Raw genomic sequence first — 17,413 nt, forward strand, 5'->3', positions numbered from 1 at the left:
TCCGCCGCCTCACAGCCAGCGGGTGAAGGCGTGTAGGGGGCGCCGGGATCGAGGGGGAGGCATTCCCGCGGGGACCCCCAGGGTGACCAGGCCTTGGGGTTCCCAATCCGCTGGGAGGCCCAGGACCTCCCGGACGGTCTCGGGGCAGAAGAGGGGTGCGCACATCCAGCAGGCCCCCAGGCCCAGGGCGTGGGCCATCAGCAGCAGGTTCTGCCCCGCCATGGCCACGCTCTGGATGGCCATGGCCCGTTCCGCGGCCTGTCGCCGTGGGTCCGGATAGCGGTCCATCTCGGCCATGGAAAGACAAATCACCAGCACCACCGGCGCGCCGGTGATCCGGGCTACCGAGCGGCCCACCTCGGCGGCGATCTCTTCCTCCGGGACCCCATCGGCCCGCCGATCCGCCGCCAGCCGCTCGCCCATCGCCCGCGCCAGGCGGGCCTTCCGTTCGGGATCTCGCACCACCGCGAAGCGCCAGGGTTGCCGGTTGTGGGCCGAGGGGGCCCATCGGGCGGCCTCCAAACAGGCCCGCACCAGGGCCTCCGGGAGGGGATCCGGTCGGTAGCGGCGGATCGACCGTCGGGCCCGCAGGTGCGCCAGCAGCCCCCGGGCCGCGGGCGGCAGGCCCAGGGCCTCTTCCTCATCTTCAGGGTTCGGAAGCCCCATGTTCGGGAATCCAGGGTTGCTCTGGGACGCCATAGGCCGCGTTGACCCAGCGGGCCAGTGTGAAAAGCAGGTCCGAGAGCCGGTTCAGGTAAGCCAGGATCCAGGGCGGAACCGGCTCCTGCCGATGGAGGGTCACCACCGCCCGTTCCGCCCGCCGGCAGACGGTGCGGGCGACATGGAGGAGGGCGCCCAGAGGATGTCCCCCGGGGAGCAAGAACGCCCGCACCGGTCCCACCGCCGCCTCGCTCTCGTCGATCCAGGCCTCCAGCGTCGGGATGCGGGCCGCTGCCGGCGGCGGGAGCGGCGGCCCACGGTCGGCCACGGCGGGGTCCAGGGCCAGGTGGCTGCCGATGACGAAGAGATCCCGCTGGATCCCCACCAGCCGCTCCGCCCATGGCGCCGGCATCCCCATGGCGATCACATACCCCAGCCAGGCGTTCAGTTCGTCCACCGCGCCGTAGGCGGCCACCCGGGGATGGTCCTTCGGGACCCGGGTCGGGCCCATCAATTGGGTGGTCCCATCGTCGCCGGTGCGCGTGTAGAGCCGCATGGCTGCCTCGCCGGATCGAGGGTCGGGGTTTGGGCGGCGCCGCTATGGGGCCAGGTGCCACCACAGGGCGGCCATGGCGATCCCCAGCGCCGCGCCGGCCACCACCTCCATGGGGGTGTGGCCGAGGAGCTCCTTGAGCCGCTGCTCGCTGATGGGCCGGCCGGCGAACAGTTCGTCCAGGATCTGGTTCAGGAGGCGGGCTTGGATGCTGGCCGCCCGGCGGACGCCGGCCGCGTCATACATCACGATGAGGGCGACGATAAGGCTGATGGCGAAGGCGGTGGAGGCCAGCCCCTCCCGCAGCCCCACCGCGGTGGCCATCGCCGAGACCAGGGCGGCGTGGGAACTGGGCATGCCGCCGGCGCTGATCAGGAGGCCGAGGTTCCATCGCCGTCGCCGGGCCCATTCCACCGGCACCTTGGAGGCCTGGGCCACTGTCCAGGCCAACAGCGCCGGGATCAGGATCGGGTTCTGAAAAAGATCCCCCAGGGCCATCCGGATCGCTCCCTCCGGGCGGATCGCGCCGTTCCGCATCGCCTCCCCTGGGGATCGTTTCATTCCTCCCCTGCGAAGGGGGCCAGGCGGGGGATCCCCTCCGCCTCCACCTCCAAGACGCGCACGCGCAGCCGGGCCTCTTGCAGCAAGCGCTGGCAATGATCGGCCAGGGCCTGCCCCCGCTCGTAGAGGGCCAGGGCCTCCTCCAGGGGAAGGGCGCCCCCCTCCAGCGCGCGCACGATCCGCTCCAGTTCGGCGAGGGCCTCCTCGAAGGTCAACGCCTGGATCGCTGGTTCCATCCTAGGCCTCCCCCAGGGGTCGCCCCCCGCAAGCGGGGGGCCTTGGTCCGGTTGAATCATAACGACATCGAGAGGGGGAGACAAGCGCCGCTGCTCCCTCCGGGTTTAAAATGAGGTCCATGGGCACTTTCCTGTCGAGGGGGCCATCCCTCCGGGCGAATTGTGGGGCGGCGATGGGGACGATCATGGTGCCTGCGGAATTTTGCATCCCCGAGCGGCCCCGGGCGGCGGAGCCGGCCGGGCTCATCGTGGCGGTGGACCCGACGGGTTGGGGCGCTCGGGTGGGGGTCCGGCCCGGCGATGGGCTGTTGCGGGTCAACGGCCATCGGGTCGAGGACGTCATCGACGTGCACTTCCACGCCGCTGAAGACCATGTCGTCGTGGAGGTCCTCCGGGACGGCCGGCGCCTGACGCTGGAGGGGGACCGGCGGGAGGGGGAGCCCCTGGGGCTGGTCTTCGCCCATCCGACCTTCGACACCGACATCCGGCGCTGCAACAACCTGTGCACCTTCTGCTTCGTGCTCCAGACCCCCAAGGGGATGCGCCGCACCCTCTACATCAAGGACGACGACTACCGGTATTCCTTCTTGTATGGGCACTTCGTCACCCTCACCAACCTCACCGAGCGCGACTGGCAGCGCATCGTCGCGCAGCGCCTCTCCCCGCTCTACATCTCGGTCCACGCCACTGACCCCGAGGTCCGCCGGCGGGTGCTGCGCAACCCACGGGCGCCCGACATCATGGCCCAGTTGCGCTGGCTGGCCGCCCACGGCATCGAGATGCACACCCAGATCGTGGTCACCCCGGGCCTCAACGATGGGGAGCACCTCGAGCGCAGCGTCTTCGACCTGGCCACCTTGTGGCCGTGGGTGCGCTCGGTCAGCGTGGTGCCGGTGGGCGTGACCCGGTTCCAGCGCTACGGCGTGCGCCCCCCCACGCGGGAGGAGGCGCGGCGGGTGCTGCGGGCAGTACACGCCTGGCAGCGGCTCTTCCGGCGGCGGCTGGGGGTGGGCTTCGTCTACGCCACAGATGAGTGGTATCTCCTCCTCGGCCGCCCCGTTCCTTCGCAGGCGGCCTACGATGGCCTCCGGCTGCAGGAGAACGGCCTGGGGATGGTGCGGGACTTCCTGGAGGATTACCGGCGGGTGAAGCGGGCCCTCCGCCAGCGGCGGCCGGACCTGTCCGGGCGGCGAGCGACCTTGGTCACCGGAACGTTGTTCGCTGCCGTCCTGGCCCGGACGGCGGCGGATTTCAGCGCCCGCACCGGGGCGTCCCTGGAGGTGGTCCCGGTGGTGAACACCCGGCTGGGGGAGACCATCACCGTGGCCGGCCTGCTGATGGCCGGCGACGTCCTGGACCAACTGGCCGGCCGCCCGCTGGGGGATCTGGTGATCCTGCCCCGCATCATGTTCGATCATCCCCAGGGGATCTCCCTGGACGATCAGACCCCCCTGGACATCGCCCGGGCCCTGGGGCGCCCGGTGGCGCTGGCGGAGGCCATGGGCGATGTGTGGGACGCGCTGGAGGGGCGGGCCCGGTTGGTCTTCCACCCGGATCGGACGATCCATCCTGCGGAGGCCATGCGGGCCGGCTTCGGGTCGCTGGAGAAGACCATCGCCATGGTCCGAAAGGACGAGCACCGGTTGCGCCCGCGGGGATGAGATCCAGGCCCATGGGCCGTGGGACGGCGCGGCGCTTCGGCAAGATCGGACGGGGCGTCTATATCCTCCTGATCGAGGTGTGGGGGGAGATCCCCATCGGGCGCCTGGGCGTCCGTCGGTTCGCCGGCTGCTACGCCTACGTCGGCTCCGCCCAGGGCCCCGGCGGGTTCCGGCGGCTGTTGCGCCATCACCAAGTGGCGGCCGGCGCCCACCCGGCCCGCCGTTGGCACATCGATGCGCTCCTGGCCCGGGGCGTGTGGCGCGGCGCCTTCGTTCTGGAGACCGGGGAGCGGGGGATCGAATGTGCCCTGGCCCGCCGGCTGGCCCGGATCCTCCCTCCGGCCGTCCCCGGCTTCGGCAGCAGCGACTGCCGTTGCCCGACCCACCTCTTCGTTGTCCCCAACGCGGAAGCCCTGAGCAGCGCCCTGGCGGCGATGGGGCTCCAGCCCTTCTTCCTCGCCGGTGGGGAGGGCTGATCCTCCTGCGATTGGACAGCCCGTGGCGGCGGTTCGGCGGGCCCGCCACCTGGCCGGGGGGATGGAGCGCCTTGGCCCTCTCCTGACGCTGGGGTCCGGGGTCTACCTGGTCTATTATTACCTTGGGCCCGGGGCGGCTTCGTTTTTTCTAGAGCCTTCCAGGAGGAGGCCAAGATGGCGTTCCTCACAACGGTGTCGGGCCGTCTGCTGCCGGTGAGCGCCGCGGTGGCGGCTCCGTTCCCGGAGGCCACGTGCCCGGTCTGTGGCGGGGCTTTCCCCTTCCGCATCCGGCGCTGGACCCTGGAGCGGATGGTGAAGGGTTGGCACTTCGACAAGATCCGGGATGAGGGGTATCACTTCTGCGAAACCCCTACGTGCCCCATCGTCTATTTCAACAACCGCGAAGGCCTCTATTTCGCCTTGGAGGAGGTGCAGGTTCCCGTGGGGATCAAGCGCCTGGAGGCCCCTATCCCGGTTTGTTATTGCAAGGGGGTGGACGAGCAGACGATCCTCTATGAGATCGTTGTCAAGGGCTGCTGCGAATCCATCAAGGACATCCAGGCCTACACCCGCGCCCGCACCGGCACAGAGTGTCACATCCGCAATCCCTCGGGGCGTTGTTGTGGGGATCACGTGCAGGCGGTGTTGCGCAAAGGCCTCGCCATGCGGGCGGATCTCCCCCCGGCCCTTCGGGCGGAGGCGGAGGAGGCTGCGACGGCCATCCCGACCGATGACACATGCTGCGCGGTGCGCGCCTGAGGGTCCGAGCCGGAGGCGGGGAAGGCGGCCTTTATGGCAACGCGCCGTGCCCGCGGAGCCAATCCAGGGCGCGCGAAAAGAGGGCCTCCCGGTGGGCCGGGGTCAGGGTCCAGAGGGTGGCGCCGGGCCGGCGTTTGAAGGCGTCGGCCCATGGGTGAGGGGAGGGCGTGATGGTGGCCATGAGGATCGGCGGGCCGTCGGCGATCTCCTCGAGCGCCTGCCGGAAGGTCTCACTGAACAGTTCCATCTTGCCGATCTCATCGACGAGCACCACTTTCGCGGCGGCGGCCGCCGCCCGGAGGGCAGGGACCCCCAGGCGCTCCAGGGGCGCGACGTCCACGCCGTAGCGCCCGACCCGATAGGGGGCGCGGCCGATCCAATCCACGTGGGCGAAGACCGCCGAGCGGCCGTCCAGGGTCACCAGGCGAAAGCCCAGGCGGCCCCCCGGCCCGCGGATCTCCTCGGTGTAAAAGCCGCCGGCCCGGTCGCCCAGGGCCTCCGCCACACGACGGAGGAGGGTGGTCTTGCCCACGCCGGGCCGGCCGGTGAGCAGGAGGATCGGGCCCATCGCCGGCCTCCCCAGCGCTCAGGCGGCGGCTCCCTGTTGGGCGATCGTCCAGATCCAGCGGGCGGCATCCAGGGCGGCATCGGGATAGCCCATGGCCGCGGCCCGTCGGGAGAGGGCTTCCAGGAGCCCGGGCTGGCCCAGCCACTCCCGTAGGGTTTGGGCCACCTGCTCTGGCTCCGGCGCGTAGGCCCCCGCCCCGCCGTTCACCACATAATCCACGTTGCCCTCCTCCTGGCCGGGTAGGTGATGGGTGAGGATCATGGGCCGGCCGGCGGCCAGCGCCTCGGCGATGGTGTTGGGGCCCGCCTTGGTGACGATGACGTCGGCGGCGGCCATCATCTCCGGGATGGTGCGCACGAAGCCGTAGATGTAGGTGGGGATGGGCCAGCGGGCCTGCTCCAGGCGGCGCCGCAGCCGTTCGTTCCGGCCCGCCACCACCGCCATCTGCACCGGAAGGCCGGCCTCGGCCACCGCCCGCGCGTTCTCGAACACCTTGCCCATGCCCTCCCCGCCGCCCATCACCAGCACCGTGGGCATGTCCGGATGCCATCCCAGGCGCTCCCGCCAGAACGCCTTGGGGGCTCCCCGCACCTCGCGGAAGCGCAGCCGGACGGGGAATCCCGTCACCACCACCCGCTCGGGGGGGACCCCGCAGGCGATGGCGCGGCGCCGCGCCCCTTCGTGGGGGGCGAGGACCAGATCGGCGTTGGCGCACCAGAGGGCGTGGATCGTCCCGATGTCGCAGATCACGATGACGAAGGGGACGCGGCGGGGAGCTTTCATCCAATAGCGCAGCGTGACATCGTTGAAGAGGGGGTGGACGGAGACGATCACGTCGGCCGGGTTCTCGGCGAACAATTGGGCGATCCGCTGGCGCACCCAGGGCCAGAAGAGGTAGACCAACTGACGGGCCCGGCGGGGATGGTTGGCGAAGTGCCACGCCCGGGCGTAGAAGGGGACCAGGGCCGGCTTGACCATGTAGGGATACAGGGCAGGGGACCGGTTCAGCGGGAAGGGGGCGTATTGGATGAAGGCGTCCACGATGCGGGGCTCCACGGCCGGCCCGTAGAGGGCGCGCAGGCCCTCGGCGAGGGCCTCGGAGACGCTGCGATGCCCCCCGCCGGTGTCCGACATGAGCAGCAGGACCCGGATGGGGGGACGCGTCGCCGGGGTCGTTTGCGGCGCCAAAGGGCTCTCCGCGCTCATTGGCGTTCCCCTCGTCGAGCAGGCTTCTTGAGATTTTATCCCCAGAGGGGCGCCATCCCGAACGCTGCGGGCGGCGTGCGGGAGGCACGCCGCCCGTGGGCTGGAGGGTCTTCCCTGGGAGGGTCACATGCGGAACACCCGGCGCACCGCCTCCAACCCCTCGGCCAGCCGGTCAACCTCCTCGAACGTGTTGTAGAGGTAGAAGCTGGCGCGGGCGGTGGCCGGGAGGCCCAGCCGCTCGTGGAGGGGCATGGCGCAGTGGTGGCCGGCGCGGATGCAAATGCCCTCGCGGTCCAAGAGGGTGGCGATATCGTGGGGGTGCGCCCGCTCCATGGCGAAGGCCACCACGCCGCCCCGCTCGGAGGGCGGGGGCCCGACGATCCGGAGGCCGGGGATCTCGCTCAGGCGTTCCATAGCGTAGGCGGCCAGGGCCTGCTCGTGGCGGTGGATGGCCTCCAGGCCGATGGCGCTCAGGTAGTCCACCGCCGCCCCCAGGCCGATGGCCTCGGCGATGGCGGGGGTCCCCGCCTCGAACTTGTAGGGCAGGTCGTTCCACTCCGCCCCCTCGAAGGTCACCCGCCGGATCATATCGCCGCCGCCCAGGAAGGGGGGCATGGCCTCCAGCAGCTCCCGCCGCCCCCACAGCACCCCGATCCCCGTCGGCCCGCACATCTTGTGGCCCGAGAAGGCTAGGAAATCGCATCCCAGTTCCTGGACGTTGACCCGGAGGTGCGGCACCCCCTGGGCGCCGTCCACCAGCACCCGGGCGCCGGCCGCGTGGGCTTTCTCGAGGATCGGCCGGAGCGGGTTGATGGTCCCCAGCACGTTGGACATCATGGTCACGGCCACCAGACGCGTCCGCTCGGTGAGCAGCCGGTCAAGGAGGTCCAGGCGCAGGCGGCCCTCGTCGTCGATGGGGATGTAGCGGATGCGCAGGCCCTTCTCCCGGGCCACCAGGAACCAGGGGACCAGGTTGCTGTGGTGCTCCATCTCGGTGAGCAGGATCTCGTCCCCCTCCCGCAGGAAGGCCCGGGCCCATGCGTAGGCCACCAGGTTGATGGCCTCGGTGGCGTTGCGGGTGAAGATGATCTCCTTGGGGGAGGCGGCGCCGATGAAGGCGGCGATCTTGCGGCGGGCTTCCTCATAAAGCGCCGTGGCCTGTTCGCTCAACCGGTAGACCCCCCGGTGGACGTTCGCGTGGGTGGTCCGGTAGTATTCGTTCATCGCCTCGATGACTGGGATCGGCTTCTGGGAGCTGGCCGCGCTGTCCAGGAAGACCAGGGGCCTCCCGTTGACCGTCTGATGGAGGATGGGGAAATCCGCCCGGATGCGCTCAACATCCAGTTCCGTTCGCCGCGCCACCCGTTTCATATCGCCCTCCCCGAGCTCACACCGCTCTCATGAACAAGAACAACCGGAAGCGCGGGGCAGATGGAAGGCGGTCCCGATCGCCTCTTCATTCCTCCTCCGGAGGGATGCCCAGTTTGCGATGGATCATGGCGTCGGCCTGACGTCGGACGTCGGGGTCGGGGATGCGGTCCAGCACCGGCGCGAAGAACCCCTCGACGATCAGGCGGGTGGCGGCGGTCCGGGAGAGGCCCCGCGACATCAGATAGAAGAGCTCCTCCTGGTTGATCTGGCCCACCGTGGCCCCGTGGGTGCAGCGCAGGTCGTTGGCCATGATCTCCAGGCCCGGGATGGAGTCGGCCCAGGCGTGGGGGGAGAGGATGAGGTTGCGGTTGGCCTGGTAGGCGTCGGTCTTCTGAGCCCCAGGGTGCGCCCGGATCATCCCCTGCCAGACGGAGCGAGCCCGGTCCTTCAGGGCCACTTTGTAGAGCAGGTCGCTCTTGGTGTACGGCGCGATGTGGTCCTGTTCGGTGTCGTAGTCGGCGTGCTGGTTCCCGTCGAAGAAGAAGACCCCCGACATATAGGCGGTGGCGCCGCGGCCGACCAGGGCGACCTCCAGGAAGGTCTTGGTGACTCCCCCGCCCATTCCCACCACCACCCAGTCGAGCGTGCTGTCGCGGTCGACGAAGGCCCGCTCATGGGTGAAGTTCCACATATAACGGCCCCAGTTCTGCAGGGCGATATAGGTGAGGCGCGCGTTCTCCTTGAGGTGGATCTCCACGGTCCCGCAGTGGAAGGCGCTCCCCACCGCGTCGTCGGCCAGGCGCTCGTCGATGAAGGTGACCTGGGCGCCGGGCTCCACCACGATCAGGATGCGGGAGAGGTCGGTGGGCAGGCCCTGGAGCCAGAGGACAGCCCGCAGGGGCAAGGGGATCTCCACATCCCGCGGTACGTAGAGGAAGATCCCGTTCCGCCAGAAGGCGCCGTTCATGGCCGCGAAGAAGCCGTCGGTGGGCCGGACGACCTGGCCGAGGTAGGGGGCCACGCGGTCCGGGTGCTCCCGCACCGCGGTGGCCAGGTCCGTGAAGATCACCCCCCGGCGCTCCAGGCGCCCCTCCAGCCAGCGCTGGGTCCTCTGGCCGTCGGCCAGCAACAGGCCTCCTGCCAGGACCTCCCGGCGCGCGGGGATGGCCTGCACCGCCGCCGGCGGGGCAGCGCCGTCCGCCCGCACCACGGTGGCCAAGCCTTCGACCTCCAGCGCCCGGATGTCCGTGCGCCGCCAGGCCTCATCGGTGGGGCCCGGTTTGGGGGTCTCCTGCAGGATCCGCCAGGCCTCCTGGCGGGCCTCCTGCAGCCAGCCTGGCTCGTCCCGGGTCTCCAGGAAGGCCTGGAAGGCCTCCCGTCCGATGCCGTAGGCCGTCGTCAACAGGGGGGTCTCGGTCATCGTCGGCGTGCACCTCCGGAAGGGATCCATAAGGGGGCGGGGCGCCCCCGTCGACGCCCCGCCCGGGGTGCGGATCGCACCCGTCCTCCTCCTGCGACCTCGGTGGTTCAACCCACCGAGCCGGACATCTGCAGGCGGATGAGCCGGTTCATCTCCACGGCGTATTCCATAGGCAGCTCCTTGACCAGCGGCTCGACGAAGCCGGTGACGATCATAGCCGCCGCCTCCTCCTGGGGGATGCCCCGGCTCATCAGGTAGAACAGCTGCTCGTCGCTGATCTTGCTCACCGTGGCCTCGTGGCCGATGGTGACGTTGTCCTCCTCGATCTCCATGTAGGGATAGGTGTCGGAGCGGGAGATCTCGTCCAAGATCAGGGCATCGCAGTTCACGCTGACCACCGAACCCTCGGCCCCCGGATAGACCCGCACCAGGCCGCGGTAGGACGTGCGGCCGCCGTCCTTGCTGATGGACTTGGAGATGATGCGGGAGCGGGTGTGGGGGGCGGCGTGGATGGCCTTGCCCCCAGCGTCCTGGTGCTGGCCGCGGCCGGCGAAGGCGATGGAGAGGATCTCCCCCCGGGCGCCGGGCTCCATCAGGTAGACGCTCGGGTACTTCATCGTCACCTTGGAGCCCAGGTTACCGTCCACCCACTCCATCACCGCGTCCCGATAGACCACCGAGCGCTTGGTCACCAGGTTGTAGACGTTGGTGGACCAGTTTTGGATGGTGGTGTAGCGGACGCGGGCCCCGGGCTTGACGATGATCTCCACCACCGCGCTGTGCAGGGAGTCGGTGGTGTAGATCGGCGCCGTGCACCCTTCGACGTAGTGCACGAAGGACCCCTCCTCGGCGATGATCAGGGTCCGCTCGAACTGGCCCACGTTCTGGGCGTTGATGCGGAAGTAAGCCTGGAGCGGGAGATCCACGTGGACACCAGGGGGCACATAGATAAAGGAGCCCCCCGACCAGACGGCCGAGTTCAGGGCGGCGAACTTGTTGTCGTCAGGCGGGACCACCGTCCCGAAATACTCCCGGACCAGGTCGGGGTACTCGCGGACCGCCGTGTCGGTGTCCACGAAGATGACGCCCAGTTTGCGCAGGTGTTCCTGGAGGTTGTGGTAGACGACCTCGCTCTCATACTGGGCCCCCACCCCGGCCAGGAACTTGCGCTCGGCCTCCGGGATGCCCAGCAGCTCGAAGGTGCGCCGGATCTCCTCCGGCACCTCGTCCCAGGAGCGGCCCTTCTTGTCCGTGGGCTTGATGTAATAGTAGATGTCGTTGAAGTCGATGCCCGAGAGATCGGCCCCCCAGGTGGGCATGGGCTTGGCGAAGAAGATCTCCAGGGCCCGCAGCCGGAACTCCCGCATCCAATCGGGCTCGCCCTTGAGCCAGGAGATCTCCTCCACAATCTCCCGGGACAGGCCCTTGCGGGCCTTGTAGACGTAGCGCTCCGGCATCGCGAAGCCGTATTTGTAGGTCCCCAGTTCCTTCAGGTCGAAAGTCTCGGTGGCCATGACCCCTCCTCCTTAAGCCGTCGGTCGCTCAGCGAACTGCTCTCGCAGCCACTCGTAGCCTTTCTCCTCCAGCTCCAGGGCCAGCTCCGACCCGCCGGAGGCCACGATGCGGCCGTTATCCATCACGTGGACGAAGTGGGGCTTGACGTAGTTCAGGATGCGCTGGTAGTGGGTGATGAGCAGGATCCCCATGTGAGGGCCGAAGAGACGGTTGATGCCCTCGGCCACCGTGCGCACCCCGTCGATGTCCAGGCCCGAGTCCGTTTCGTCCAGGATGGCCATCTCGGGCTGGAGCACGGCCATCTGGAGGATCTCCAGACGCTTCTTCTCCCCGCCCGAGAAGCCGTCGTTGACGTAGCGGCTGGCGAAGGACTCCTCCAGGCCCAACAGGGCCAGCTTCTCCCGCAGCAGCTTGCGGAACTCGGGGATGGGGATCCCCTTGTCCTCCGGGTTCTGGCGCTTGCGGCGCTCGTTCAGGGCCGTCCGCAGGAAGTTGGCCACGGTGACCCCGGGCACGGCCACCGGGTATTGAAACGCCAGGAACAGCCCGAGATGGGCCCGCTCGTCCGGCGGGAGCTCCAGAAGGTTCTGCCCCTTCCACAGAACCTCCCCCCGCTCCACCGTGTACGCCGGATGCCCCATCAGCACGTAGGCCAGGGTGGTCTTGCCCGAGCCGTTCGGGCCCATCAGGGCATGGATCTCGCCCTTGCGGACCGTTAGATTCACCCCTCGCAGGACCGGCTTGCCCTCCACCTGCACATGGAGATCCCGGATGATCAACGCCTCCGTCATCGGCTTCCCCTCCCCATAGGCTCAGGCCTTATCTTACCACGTGGGGCTGTGTTTGTCAATACTTTTCATAGAAATCGAAGAATTGACAGGGACAGCCGATCCGGGTAAGATCTAAGGGAATCTGGATCCGGGTCGGGAGGCGTTGTTCCCGATCGCGGGGGCGAGACGGGCAGAGGGGAAGGTGGGCACCGATGAGCCGGACCCGACAACAGATCCTGCAGCGTTTAAAGGAACGGGGGCGGATGACCGCGGCCCAGCTCGCGGAGGAACTGGGGCTGACGCCGGTCACCGTTCATTATCACCTGAACGTGTTGCAACGTCAAGGCCTGGTGGACGCCCATTTGGAACGTCGAGGGGTGGGGCGGCCGCGGCTGGTTTTCTTCCTACGGGAGGAGGCCCTTTCCCAATTCCCCCAGGGCTACCACCGGCTGGCCGCCCGTCTCCTCAGCGAACTGAAGGCCCGCCTGCCGGAGGAGGAGATCCACCGCCTCTTCATCGCCATGGCCCAGGAGATCGCCATTGAGCATGGCGAGCGGGTCCGGGCCCGCCCCACCCTGGAGGAGAAGCTGGAGGCGCTGGTGGCGTTGCTGGGCGAGGAAGGCTTCCTGGCCCGCTGGGAGCAGATGGGCAACGAGCTGCGCCTGCACCAATATAGCTGCCCCTACAACTACGTGGTGCACCATCACCCCGAGGTCTGCGATCTGGATCGCACCTTGATCGCCCTGACCCTGGAAGCCGACGTCGAGCGGTCCAGTTGTATCTTGAGCGGGGATCTGTGCTGCACCTTCATCATCAAACCCGCCTCCTCCAAGGTCACCCTGGAGCCCGAAGGAGGTCCCCGATGACGGAGATCGCCCCGAACCCGCCGGCCCCCACCTCGGACGAGGAACTGGTCCAGCGGATCCGGGAGGCCCTCCGGGCGGTGGTGGACCCGGAGATCGGCATGAACGTGGTCCAGTTGGGTCTGATCCGCAACATCGAGATCCAGCCCGATCTGATCCAGATCACGATGATCCTCACCACCCCCTTCTGTCCTGCGGGCCCCTATCTCCTGGAGCAGGTCCGCCACGTGACGGAGCAGGTCACCGGCCGCCCCACCCGGGTGATCCTGGGCATGGAGATGTGGGACCCCTCGATGATGGAGGAGGACGCCCTGGCCGAGTGGGGTCTGTGGTGAGGCCGGGCGTCGTTCTTCAGGGCGTGGACGGCCCCGGGAGGAGGACGCTGTCGGCCGGAGGGGCCCCCGCCTGCACGACGGGGGCCCGCGCGCCGGTGGCCAGGTCGTAGAGCCCGACCCGGAAGGCTGCGGGGCGTACCCCGGGTGGGAGGCGATGCCGGTCCACGATCCGGTCCCCCGCCTGCCACGCGTCGGTGGGCGCCAGCCCCTCCGCCATCGGCCCGTCGGCCTGGCCGATGAGCGCCCCCGAAGGATCGAGGAGGTGCACGAAGACCTGCCAGCGCCGCCCGGGCGCGCCCGCCGCCTCCCAGAGCAGGACCAGCGTTCGGGTCTCTTCCTCGAAGCGCCAGCCCCAAAGGAGGATCCGGCTGTCGAACTGGGGGGGCGGGGAGAGCCGGTGGATCCTTTCTTCCTGGGCGTCCGCGGCTCCCTCCCGGCGGGCCTGCCAGATTCGGTGCAGGGGGATCCAGGTGAAGTCCTCCCGGAACACGTAGACGGCGTGATCGACCAGGGACTCCCGAAGCGCCCGGGCGTCCACGGCGGGGGCGGGGGTGAACCAACGCGGGTAGAGGGCCTCCCAGCGGACGCTCCGCACCCAGCCGGCGGGCCGGTCGGTGAGGTCGGGGCCGCCGTTGATCCGCACCAGCCATGCCAAGGCACGGTCGTCGACGACGAGGACGGCCCCGGCCCCGCCGTAATAGTAGGGGTAGAAGCGCGGCCGGAACCACCGGTAGCCGACGTTGTAGGGCAGGTTGACGAAGAGGATCGGCCGGCCATTGGCTTCGCGGGCGGCCTGCGCCATCCCCCGCAGGATCGCCGTGGCATCCCGGTAGTAACCCATGGAATCCACGAGGATGAGAAGCGATATGGTCAGCGTGGCTCCCAGGGCGGCTCCGGCCAGCCCGCGGGCCAGCCCGCCCCGGCGGCGCAGGCTCTCCAAGACCCCGCCCCATGCCAGGGCGCTGCCCACCCCGGGGATCACCAGCAGGCGAGGGTAGTTCATCATCCCGGAGGCGGGCCCCCAGAAGATCAGGGCCGGGGCGATGCCGAGGGCGAACATCCATCCTCCCAGAGCTGCCGCCCAACGGGGCCGTGCCCAACGGATCATCTCTATGGTGAGCTCCACCGTCCCGGCGAGGAAGACCCAGTCCCCCAGCCTCAGGGCCCGCAGCAGGACCGGCCGCGGGCCGAAGGCGGCGGTCCAGAGCGGGGCCAGGAGGGGTCCGAGGGGATACAACCAGCCCTGGGCTGCGTAGAGGCTGCTTTCCAGGGTGAAGATGGGCCGGGCTAGCACCCCGGGGTCGCCCCGCGGGAGGGTCCGCCAGAGGAGCAGATAGCCCGCGCCGAGGGCGAAGCCCAAGGCGGCGAGACGGCCCAGGGCGGGGAAGCGGCCCGGGCGCAGCCGCCGGATCCCCAGCAGCAGCGCCGGCCAGACGATGCCGGTCTCGTGGGAGAGGAAGGCGGCGAGGTAGGCCAGCAGGGCAGCGGCCGTCCGCCCCCACGGGGGCCGGGGCCGCCGGTCCAGGGCCAGGGCGGTGGCCAGCAGCATCCCGAACAGGGCCATGCTGTGGACCGAGCCCATCAGAAAGGCCACGGCCTCGTGGGCGAAGGGGAACAAGCCGAAGAGAAGGGCAGCGCTGCGGGCGAGGGGTGGCGGCGCCCCCAGCCGGCGGAGGACGGCGTGGACCAGGGCGGTGTTGAGCAGATGGAGGCTGATAGAGATGAAGTGGAAGATCGCGCCGTCGTAGCCGGCTGCCCGTTGCACCACCCAGAACAATGACATCGCCAGCGGCCGGTAATGGAGGAGCGCCGGGGTCCCCCGGAAAAGGCCCAGGGAGTCCTGCCGGGCCAGGACGGAGAAGAGCAGGTCATCGGAGAAGAAGCCGAAGCCAAGGGCCGGCTGGTACACGGCGAAGAGCAGGCCGAAGAAGGCCCCCCACGCGATCCACGGCGCGCCCTTGGGGCGGTGCGGGCTCATCGGGCTCCTCCGAGGCGGGTGAGGGCGTTCCAGAGGGGGGGGCCGAAGAGGGCCAGGCCCACCCCAACGGCGGTCAGGGCGCAGACCAGCACCATGGCGGCGGCGACGTCCTTGGCCGTCCGGGCCAGGGGATGGGGGTCCGGGCGGGCCAGGTCCACCACGGCTTCGAGGGCGGTGTTCAGGAGCTCGGCCGCCCAGACCAGTCCGATGGTGAGGCCGAGGAGAGCCCAGCGGATGGGGTCGAAGCCCAGGAAGGCGGCCAGGAGGGTCGCAGCCAGGGCGATGGCGGCGTGGATGCGCATGTTCCGCTGGGTGATCAGGGCGTAGCCCAGCCCGCGAAGGGCGAAGCCCAGGCTCTCCCAGAACGATCGTGCCCGCATGGGAACTTCCCGACCCTTGTATAGAAAAATAGCGCCTGTCCTCCTGTCGGCCGGGCGTTGCTTCGCCCTCAGCGGGCCCGGCGGATCTCCTCGATGGCCTGGGGGTTCTCCAGGGCCGAGAGATCCCCGGGGTCGCGGCCCAGGTAGACCGCCCGGATGACGCGGCGCATCAGTTTGGCGTTGCGGGTCTTGGGGATGTCGCGCACGAAGTGGACGGTCTTGGGGGCCAGGGCCTTGCCCATCCGCTGGGCCACGTGCGCCACCAGGGCCGCCCGCAGGTCCTCGGAGGCCTCGTGGCCGGGCCGCAGCACCACAAAGGCCACCGGGACCTCGCCCTTGATCTCGTCGGGGACGCCGATCACAGCCGCCTCGGCCACGGCCGGGTGCTCCACCAGGACCGATTCCATCTCCGCCGGACCCAGTCGCTTGCCCCCTACCTTCAGGGTGTCATCCGCCCGCCCCAGGATATACCAGAACCCGTCCTCGTCGATGTAGACCAGGTCCCCGTGATACCAGAGCCCCTCGAAACGCGACCAGTAGGTCTCCAGGTAGCGTTCAGGGTCCTGCCAGAACCCGCGGGTCATGCCGGGGTTCACGTTGCGGATCACCAGCAGGCCCACCTCTTCTCGCACCGGCTTTCCTTCCTCGTCCACGCAATCGGCCTGGACGCCGGGGACCACCGTGTTGAAGGCGCAGGGCTTGAGGGGGCGGACCACCGTGCAGCCCAGGATCCCGCCGAAGATCTCCGTTCCCCCGGAGTAATTGATAATGGGGCAGCGCCCTTTGCCGACGTGTTGGAAGGTCCACAGCCAGGGCTCCGGGTTCCATGGCTCCCCGGTGGAGCCCAGCAGGCGCAGGCGGGCCATGGGATGGCGCTGGGGCCATTCCTCCCCGTAGCGCATCAGGGCGCGGATCAGGGTCGGGGAGATGCCCAGGACGGTGACGCCGTGGCGCTCCGCCAGCGCCCAGAGCCGGTCCGGCGCGGGGTGATCCGGCGCGCCGTCGTAGAGGAGGCAGGCCGCGCCCAGGGTGAGGCTGCCCAGGATCAGCCACGGCCCCATCATCCAGCCGATGTCCGTCACCCAGTGGATGATGTCCTCCGGTTTGAGATCGAAGAGATGATACATGTCCTGGGCGGCCTTGATGGGCGCCCCGCCGTGGACGTGCACCGTCCCCTTGGGCCGGCCGGTGGTGCCGGAGGTGTAGAGGATCATCATGGGGGTCTCGCTGGGGAAGGCAGGGGCCTCCCTGCCGGGGCGGTGGGCCGCCGTTGCCTCATGGAACCAGCGGTCCCGCCCCTCGTGCCACGGGATCGGCTGGCCGGCCCGGCGGACCACCAGCACGGTTTCCACCGAGGGAGCCATGCGGACCGCCTCGTCGGCGATCTCCTTCATGGGGACGATGGAGCCCCGCCGGGGGAACCCATCGGCGGTGATCAGGAGGCGGGCCTCGGCGTCCCGCAGGCGGACGGCCACGGCCTCGGGGCCGAACCCGGAGAACAGGGGGATGGCGATGGCGCCCAGGCGGGCCGTGGCCAGCAGGGCGAAGGCCACCTCGGGGATCATCGGGAGGAAAAGGCCCACCCGATCCCCCGGCCGGATCCCCAGGGCTTGGAGCGCCCTCGTCAGGCGGGTGACCTCTTCGAAGACTTGGCGGTAGGTGTAGCGTCGGGACTCTCCCTCCTCTCCTTCCCAGATCAGGGCCACTCGGTCCCCGCGCCCCGCCTCCAGGTGGCGGTCGAGGGCGCTCTCGGTGGCGTTGAGTTCCCCGCCCACGAACCAGCGCGCCCACGGCCGCCCGGCCCGCATCTCCACCGTCTCGCGGTAAGGGGTGCGCCAGCGGAAATCGATGGCCTCGAAGAAATCCTTCCAGAACCCATCGGGGTCGGCGAAGGACCATTCCAGGAAAGCCTCGTAGGAGGGGAGGCCCAGCCGGCGCATCTGGGCGGCGACGTTGCTGGCCGCCGCGACCTCGGGGGAGGGGTGCCAGACCACCTGAAGGTTCAGTTCTTTCATTCGCCCCTCCTTCCGGATGCTCCGGGATCTATTGTATCCCCGCGGTCCTCCGCGCGGGGAGGAGCCCTTTGGGCGAAGGGGTCCGT

The 17,413-nt window shown here is 69.6% G+C and carries 18 protein-coding genes; 5 read left to right on the top strand and 13 right to left on the bottom strand.

The genetic code is table 11. From position 1 onward, the window contains the following. Positions 1 to 9 precede the first annotated feature (9 nt). From C4313_RS01075 to xseB, 4 genes are read right to left on the bottom strand one after another with little or no spacing between them, the layout of a single operon-like run. Positions 10 to 666: a nitroreductase family protein gene (locus C4313_RS01075; RefSeq protein ID WP_352428028.1), complete on the bottom strand. Its 657-nt coding sequence runs from the start codon at positions 664 to 666 to the stop codon at positions 10 to 12. After that, positions 647 to 1,216 carry a cob(I)yrinic acid a,c-diamide adenosyltransferase gene (locus C4313_RS01080; protein WP_352428029.1) on the bottom strand — a complete coding sequence of 190 codons (570 nt, stop codon included), beginning with the start codon at positions 1,214 to 1,216 and terminating at the stop codon, positions 647 to 649. Before C4313_RS01080 ends, C4313_RS01075 begins: the two co-directional genes overlap by 20 nt. A 42-nt stretch (positions 1,217 to 1,258) precedes the next feature. After that, complete coding sequence (locus tag C4313_RS01085) at positions 1,259 to 1,750, bottom strand: divergent PAP2 family protein (protein WP_352428030.1); 492 nt, start codon at positions 1,748 to 1,750, stop codon at positions 1,259 to 1,261. A gap of 20 nt (positions 1,751 to 1,770) precedes the next feature. Beyond that, positions 1,771 to 2,010: an exodeoxyribonuclease VII small subunit gene (gene xseB, locus C4313_RS01090; RefSeq protein ID WP_352428031.1), complete on the bottom strand. Its 240-nt coding sequence runs from the start codon at positions 2,008 to 2,010 to the stop codon at positions 1,771 to 1,773. A 173-nt stretch (positions 2,011 to 2,183) separates the two neighbouring features. On the opposite strand from xseB, the gene C4313_RS01095 reads away from it, so the two are divergent. The 3 genes from C4313_RS01095 (at position 2,184) to C4313_RS01105 (ending at position 4,906) form a co-directional block, all read left to right on the top strand. Further along, entirely contained in the window at positions 2,184 to 3,671 is a 1,488-nt protein-coding gene (locus C4313_RS01095; RefSeq protein WP_352428032.1) for a DUF512 domain-containing protein, read from the top strand. Positions 3,672 to 3,682: 11 nt separating this feature from the next. After that, complete coding sequence (locus C4313_RS01100; RefSeq protein ID WP_352428033.1) at positions 3,683 to 4,147, top strand: GIY-YIG nuclease family protein; 465 nt, start codon at positions 3,683 to 3,685, stop codon at positions 4,145 to 4,147. A gap of 174 nt (positions 4,148 to 4,321) precedes the next feature. Continuing rightward, positions 4,322 to 4,906, top strand: a complete 585-nt coding sequence (locus C4313_RS01105) for a (2Fe-2S)-binding protein (protein ID WP_352428034.1) — start codon at positions 4,322 to 4,324, stop codon at positions 4,904 to 4,906. Positions 4,907 to 4,937: 31 nt separating this feature from the next. Here C4313_RS01105 and C4313_RS01110 read toward each other — a convergent pair whose 3' ends face one another. The 6 genes from C4313_RS01110 to sufC all read right to left on the bottom strand — a co-directional run bounded on the left by C4313_RS01110 (position 4,938) and on the right by sufC (position 11,777). After that, the gene (locus C4313_RS01110; RefSeq protein WP_352428035.1) at positions 4,938 to 5,474 is read right to left on the bottom strand and encodes a nucleoside-triphosphatase; all 537 of its coding nucleotides are present in this window, start codon (positions 5,472 to 5,474) and stop codon (positions 4,938 to 4,940) included. An 18-nt stretch (positions 5,475 to 5,492) separates the two neighbouring features. After that, positions 5,493 to 6,662 (bottom strand): MGDG synthase family glycosyltransferase, encoded by a 1,170-nt coding sequence (locus C4313_RS01115; RefSeq protein ID WP_352428036.1) that lies wholly within the window; start codon positions 6,660 to 6,662, stop codon positions 5,493 to 5,495. A gap of 141 nt (positions 6,663 to 6,803) precedes the next feature. Next, positions 6,804 to 8,051, bottom strand: coding sequence for a cysteine desulfurase (locus C4313_RS01120; RefSeq protein ID WP_352428037.1), 1,248 nt, complete (start codon positions 8,049 to 8,051; stop codon positions 6,804 to 6,806). 85 nt (positions 8,052 to 8,136) lie between these two features. Then, entirely contained in the window at positions 8,137 to 9,471 is a 1,335-nt protein-coding gene (gene sufD, locus C4313_RS01125) for a Fe-S cluster assembly protein SufD (RefSeq protein ID WP_352428038.1), read from the bottom strand. Between the two features lie 107 nt (positions 9,472 to 9,578). Further along, positions 9,579 to 10,985, bottom strand: coding sequence for a Fe-S cluster assembly protein SufB (gene sufB, locus C4313_RS01130; protein ID WP_352428039.1), 1,407 nt, complete (start codon positions 10,983 to 10,985; stop codon positions 9,579 to 9,581). Positions 10,986 to 10,997: 12 nt separating this feature from the next. Further along, entirely contained in the window at positions 10,998 to 11,777 is a 780-nt protein-coding gene (sufC, locus tag C4313_RS01135; protein WP_352428040.1) for a Fe-S cluster assembly ATPase SufC, read from the bottom strand. Between the two features lie 191 nt (positions 11,778 to 11,968). Here sufC and C4313_RS01140 point away from each other — a divergent pair, with 191 nt between their 5' ends. Further along, entirely contained in the window at positions 11,969 to 12,622 is a 654-nt protein-coding gene (locus C4313_RS01140; protein WP_352428041.1) for a helix-turn-helix transcriptional regulator, read from the top strand. Continuing rightward, positions 12,619 to 12,954 (top strand): metal-sulfur cluster assembly factor, encoded by a 336-nt coding sequence (locus tag C4313_RS01145; protein WP_352428042.1) that lies wholly within the window; start codon positions 12,619 to 12,621, stop codon positions 12,952 to 12,954. The genes C4313_RS01140 and C4313_RS01145 overlap by 4 nt, the downstream gene beginning before the upstream one ends. A gap of 16 nt (positions 12,955 to 12,970) precedes the next feature. Here the strand turns inward: C4313_RS01145 and C4313_RS01150 are convergent, their stop codons facing one another. The 3 genes from C4313_RS01150 to C4313_RS01160 form a co-directional block, all read right to left on the bottom strand. Then, complete coding sequence (locus C4313_RS01150) at positions 12,971 to 14,932, bottom strand: hypothetical protein (RefSeq protein WP_352428043.1); 1,962 nt, start codon at positions 14,930 to 14,932, stop codon at positions 12,971 to 12,973. Continuing rightward, positions 14,929 to 15,312: a diacylglycerol kinase family protein gene (locus C4313_RS01155; RefSeq protein WP_352428044.1), complete on the bottom strand. Its 384-nt coding sequence runs from the start codon at positions 15,310 to 15,312 to the stop codon at positions 14,929 to 14,931. The genes C4313_RS01150 and C4313_RS01155 overlap by 4 nt, the downstream gene beginning before the upstream one ends. Before the next feature lie 68 nt (positions 15,313 to 15,380). After that, positions 15,381 to 17,327, bottom strand: coding sequence for an acetate--CoA ligase (locus C4313_RS01160; RefSeq protein ID WP_352428045.1), 1,947 nt, complete (start codon positions 17,325 to 17,327; stop codon positions 15,381 to 15,383). Between the last annotated feature and the right edge of the window lie 86 nt (positions 17,328 to 17,413).

This window comes from Thermoflexus sp. (genome assembly GCF_040289485.1).
Classification (GTDB): Bacteria; Chloroflexota; Anaerolineae; order Thermoflexales; family Thermoflexaceae; genus Thermoflexus.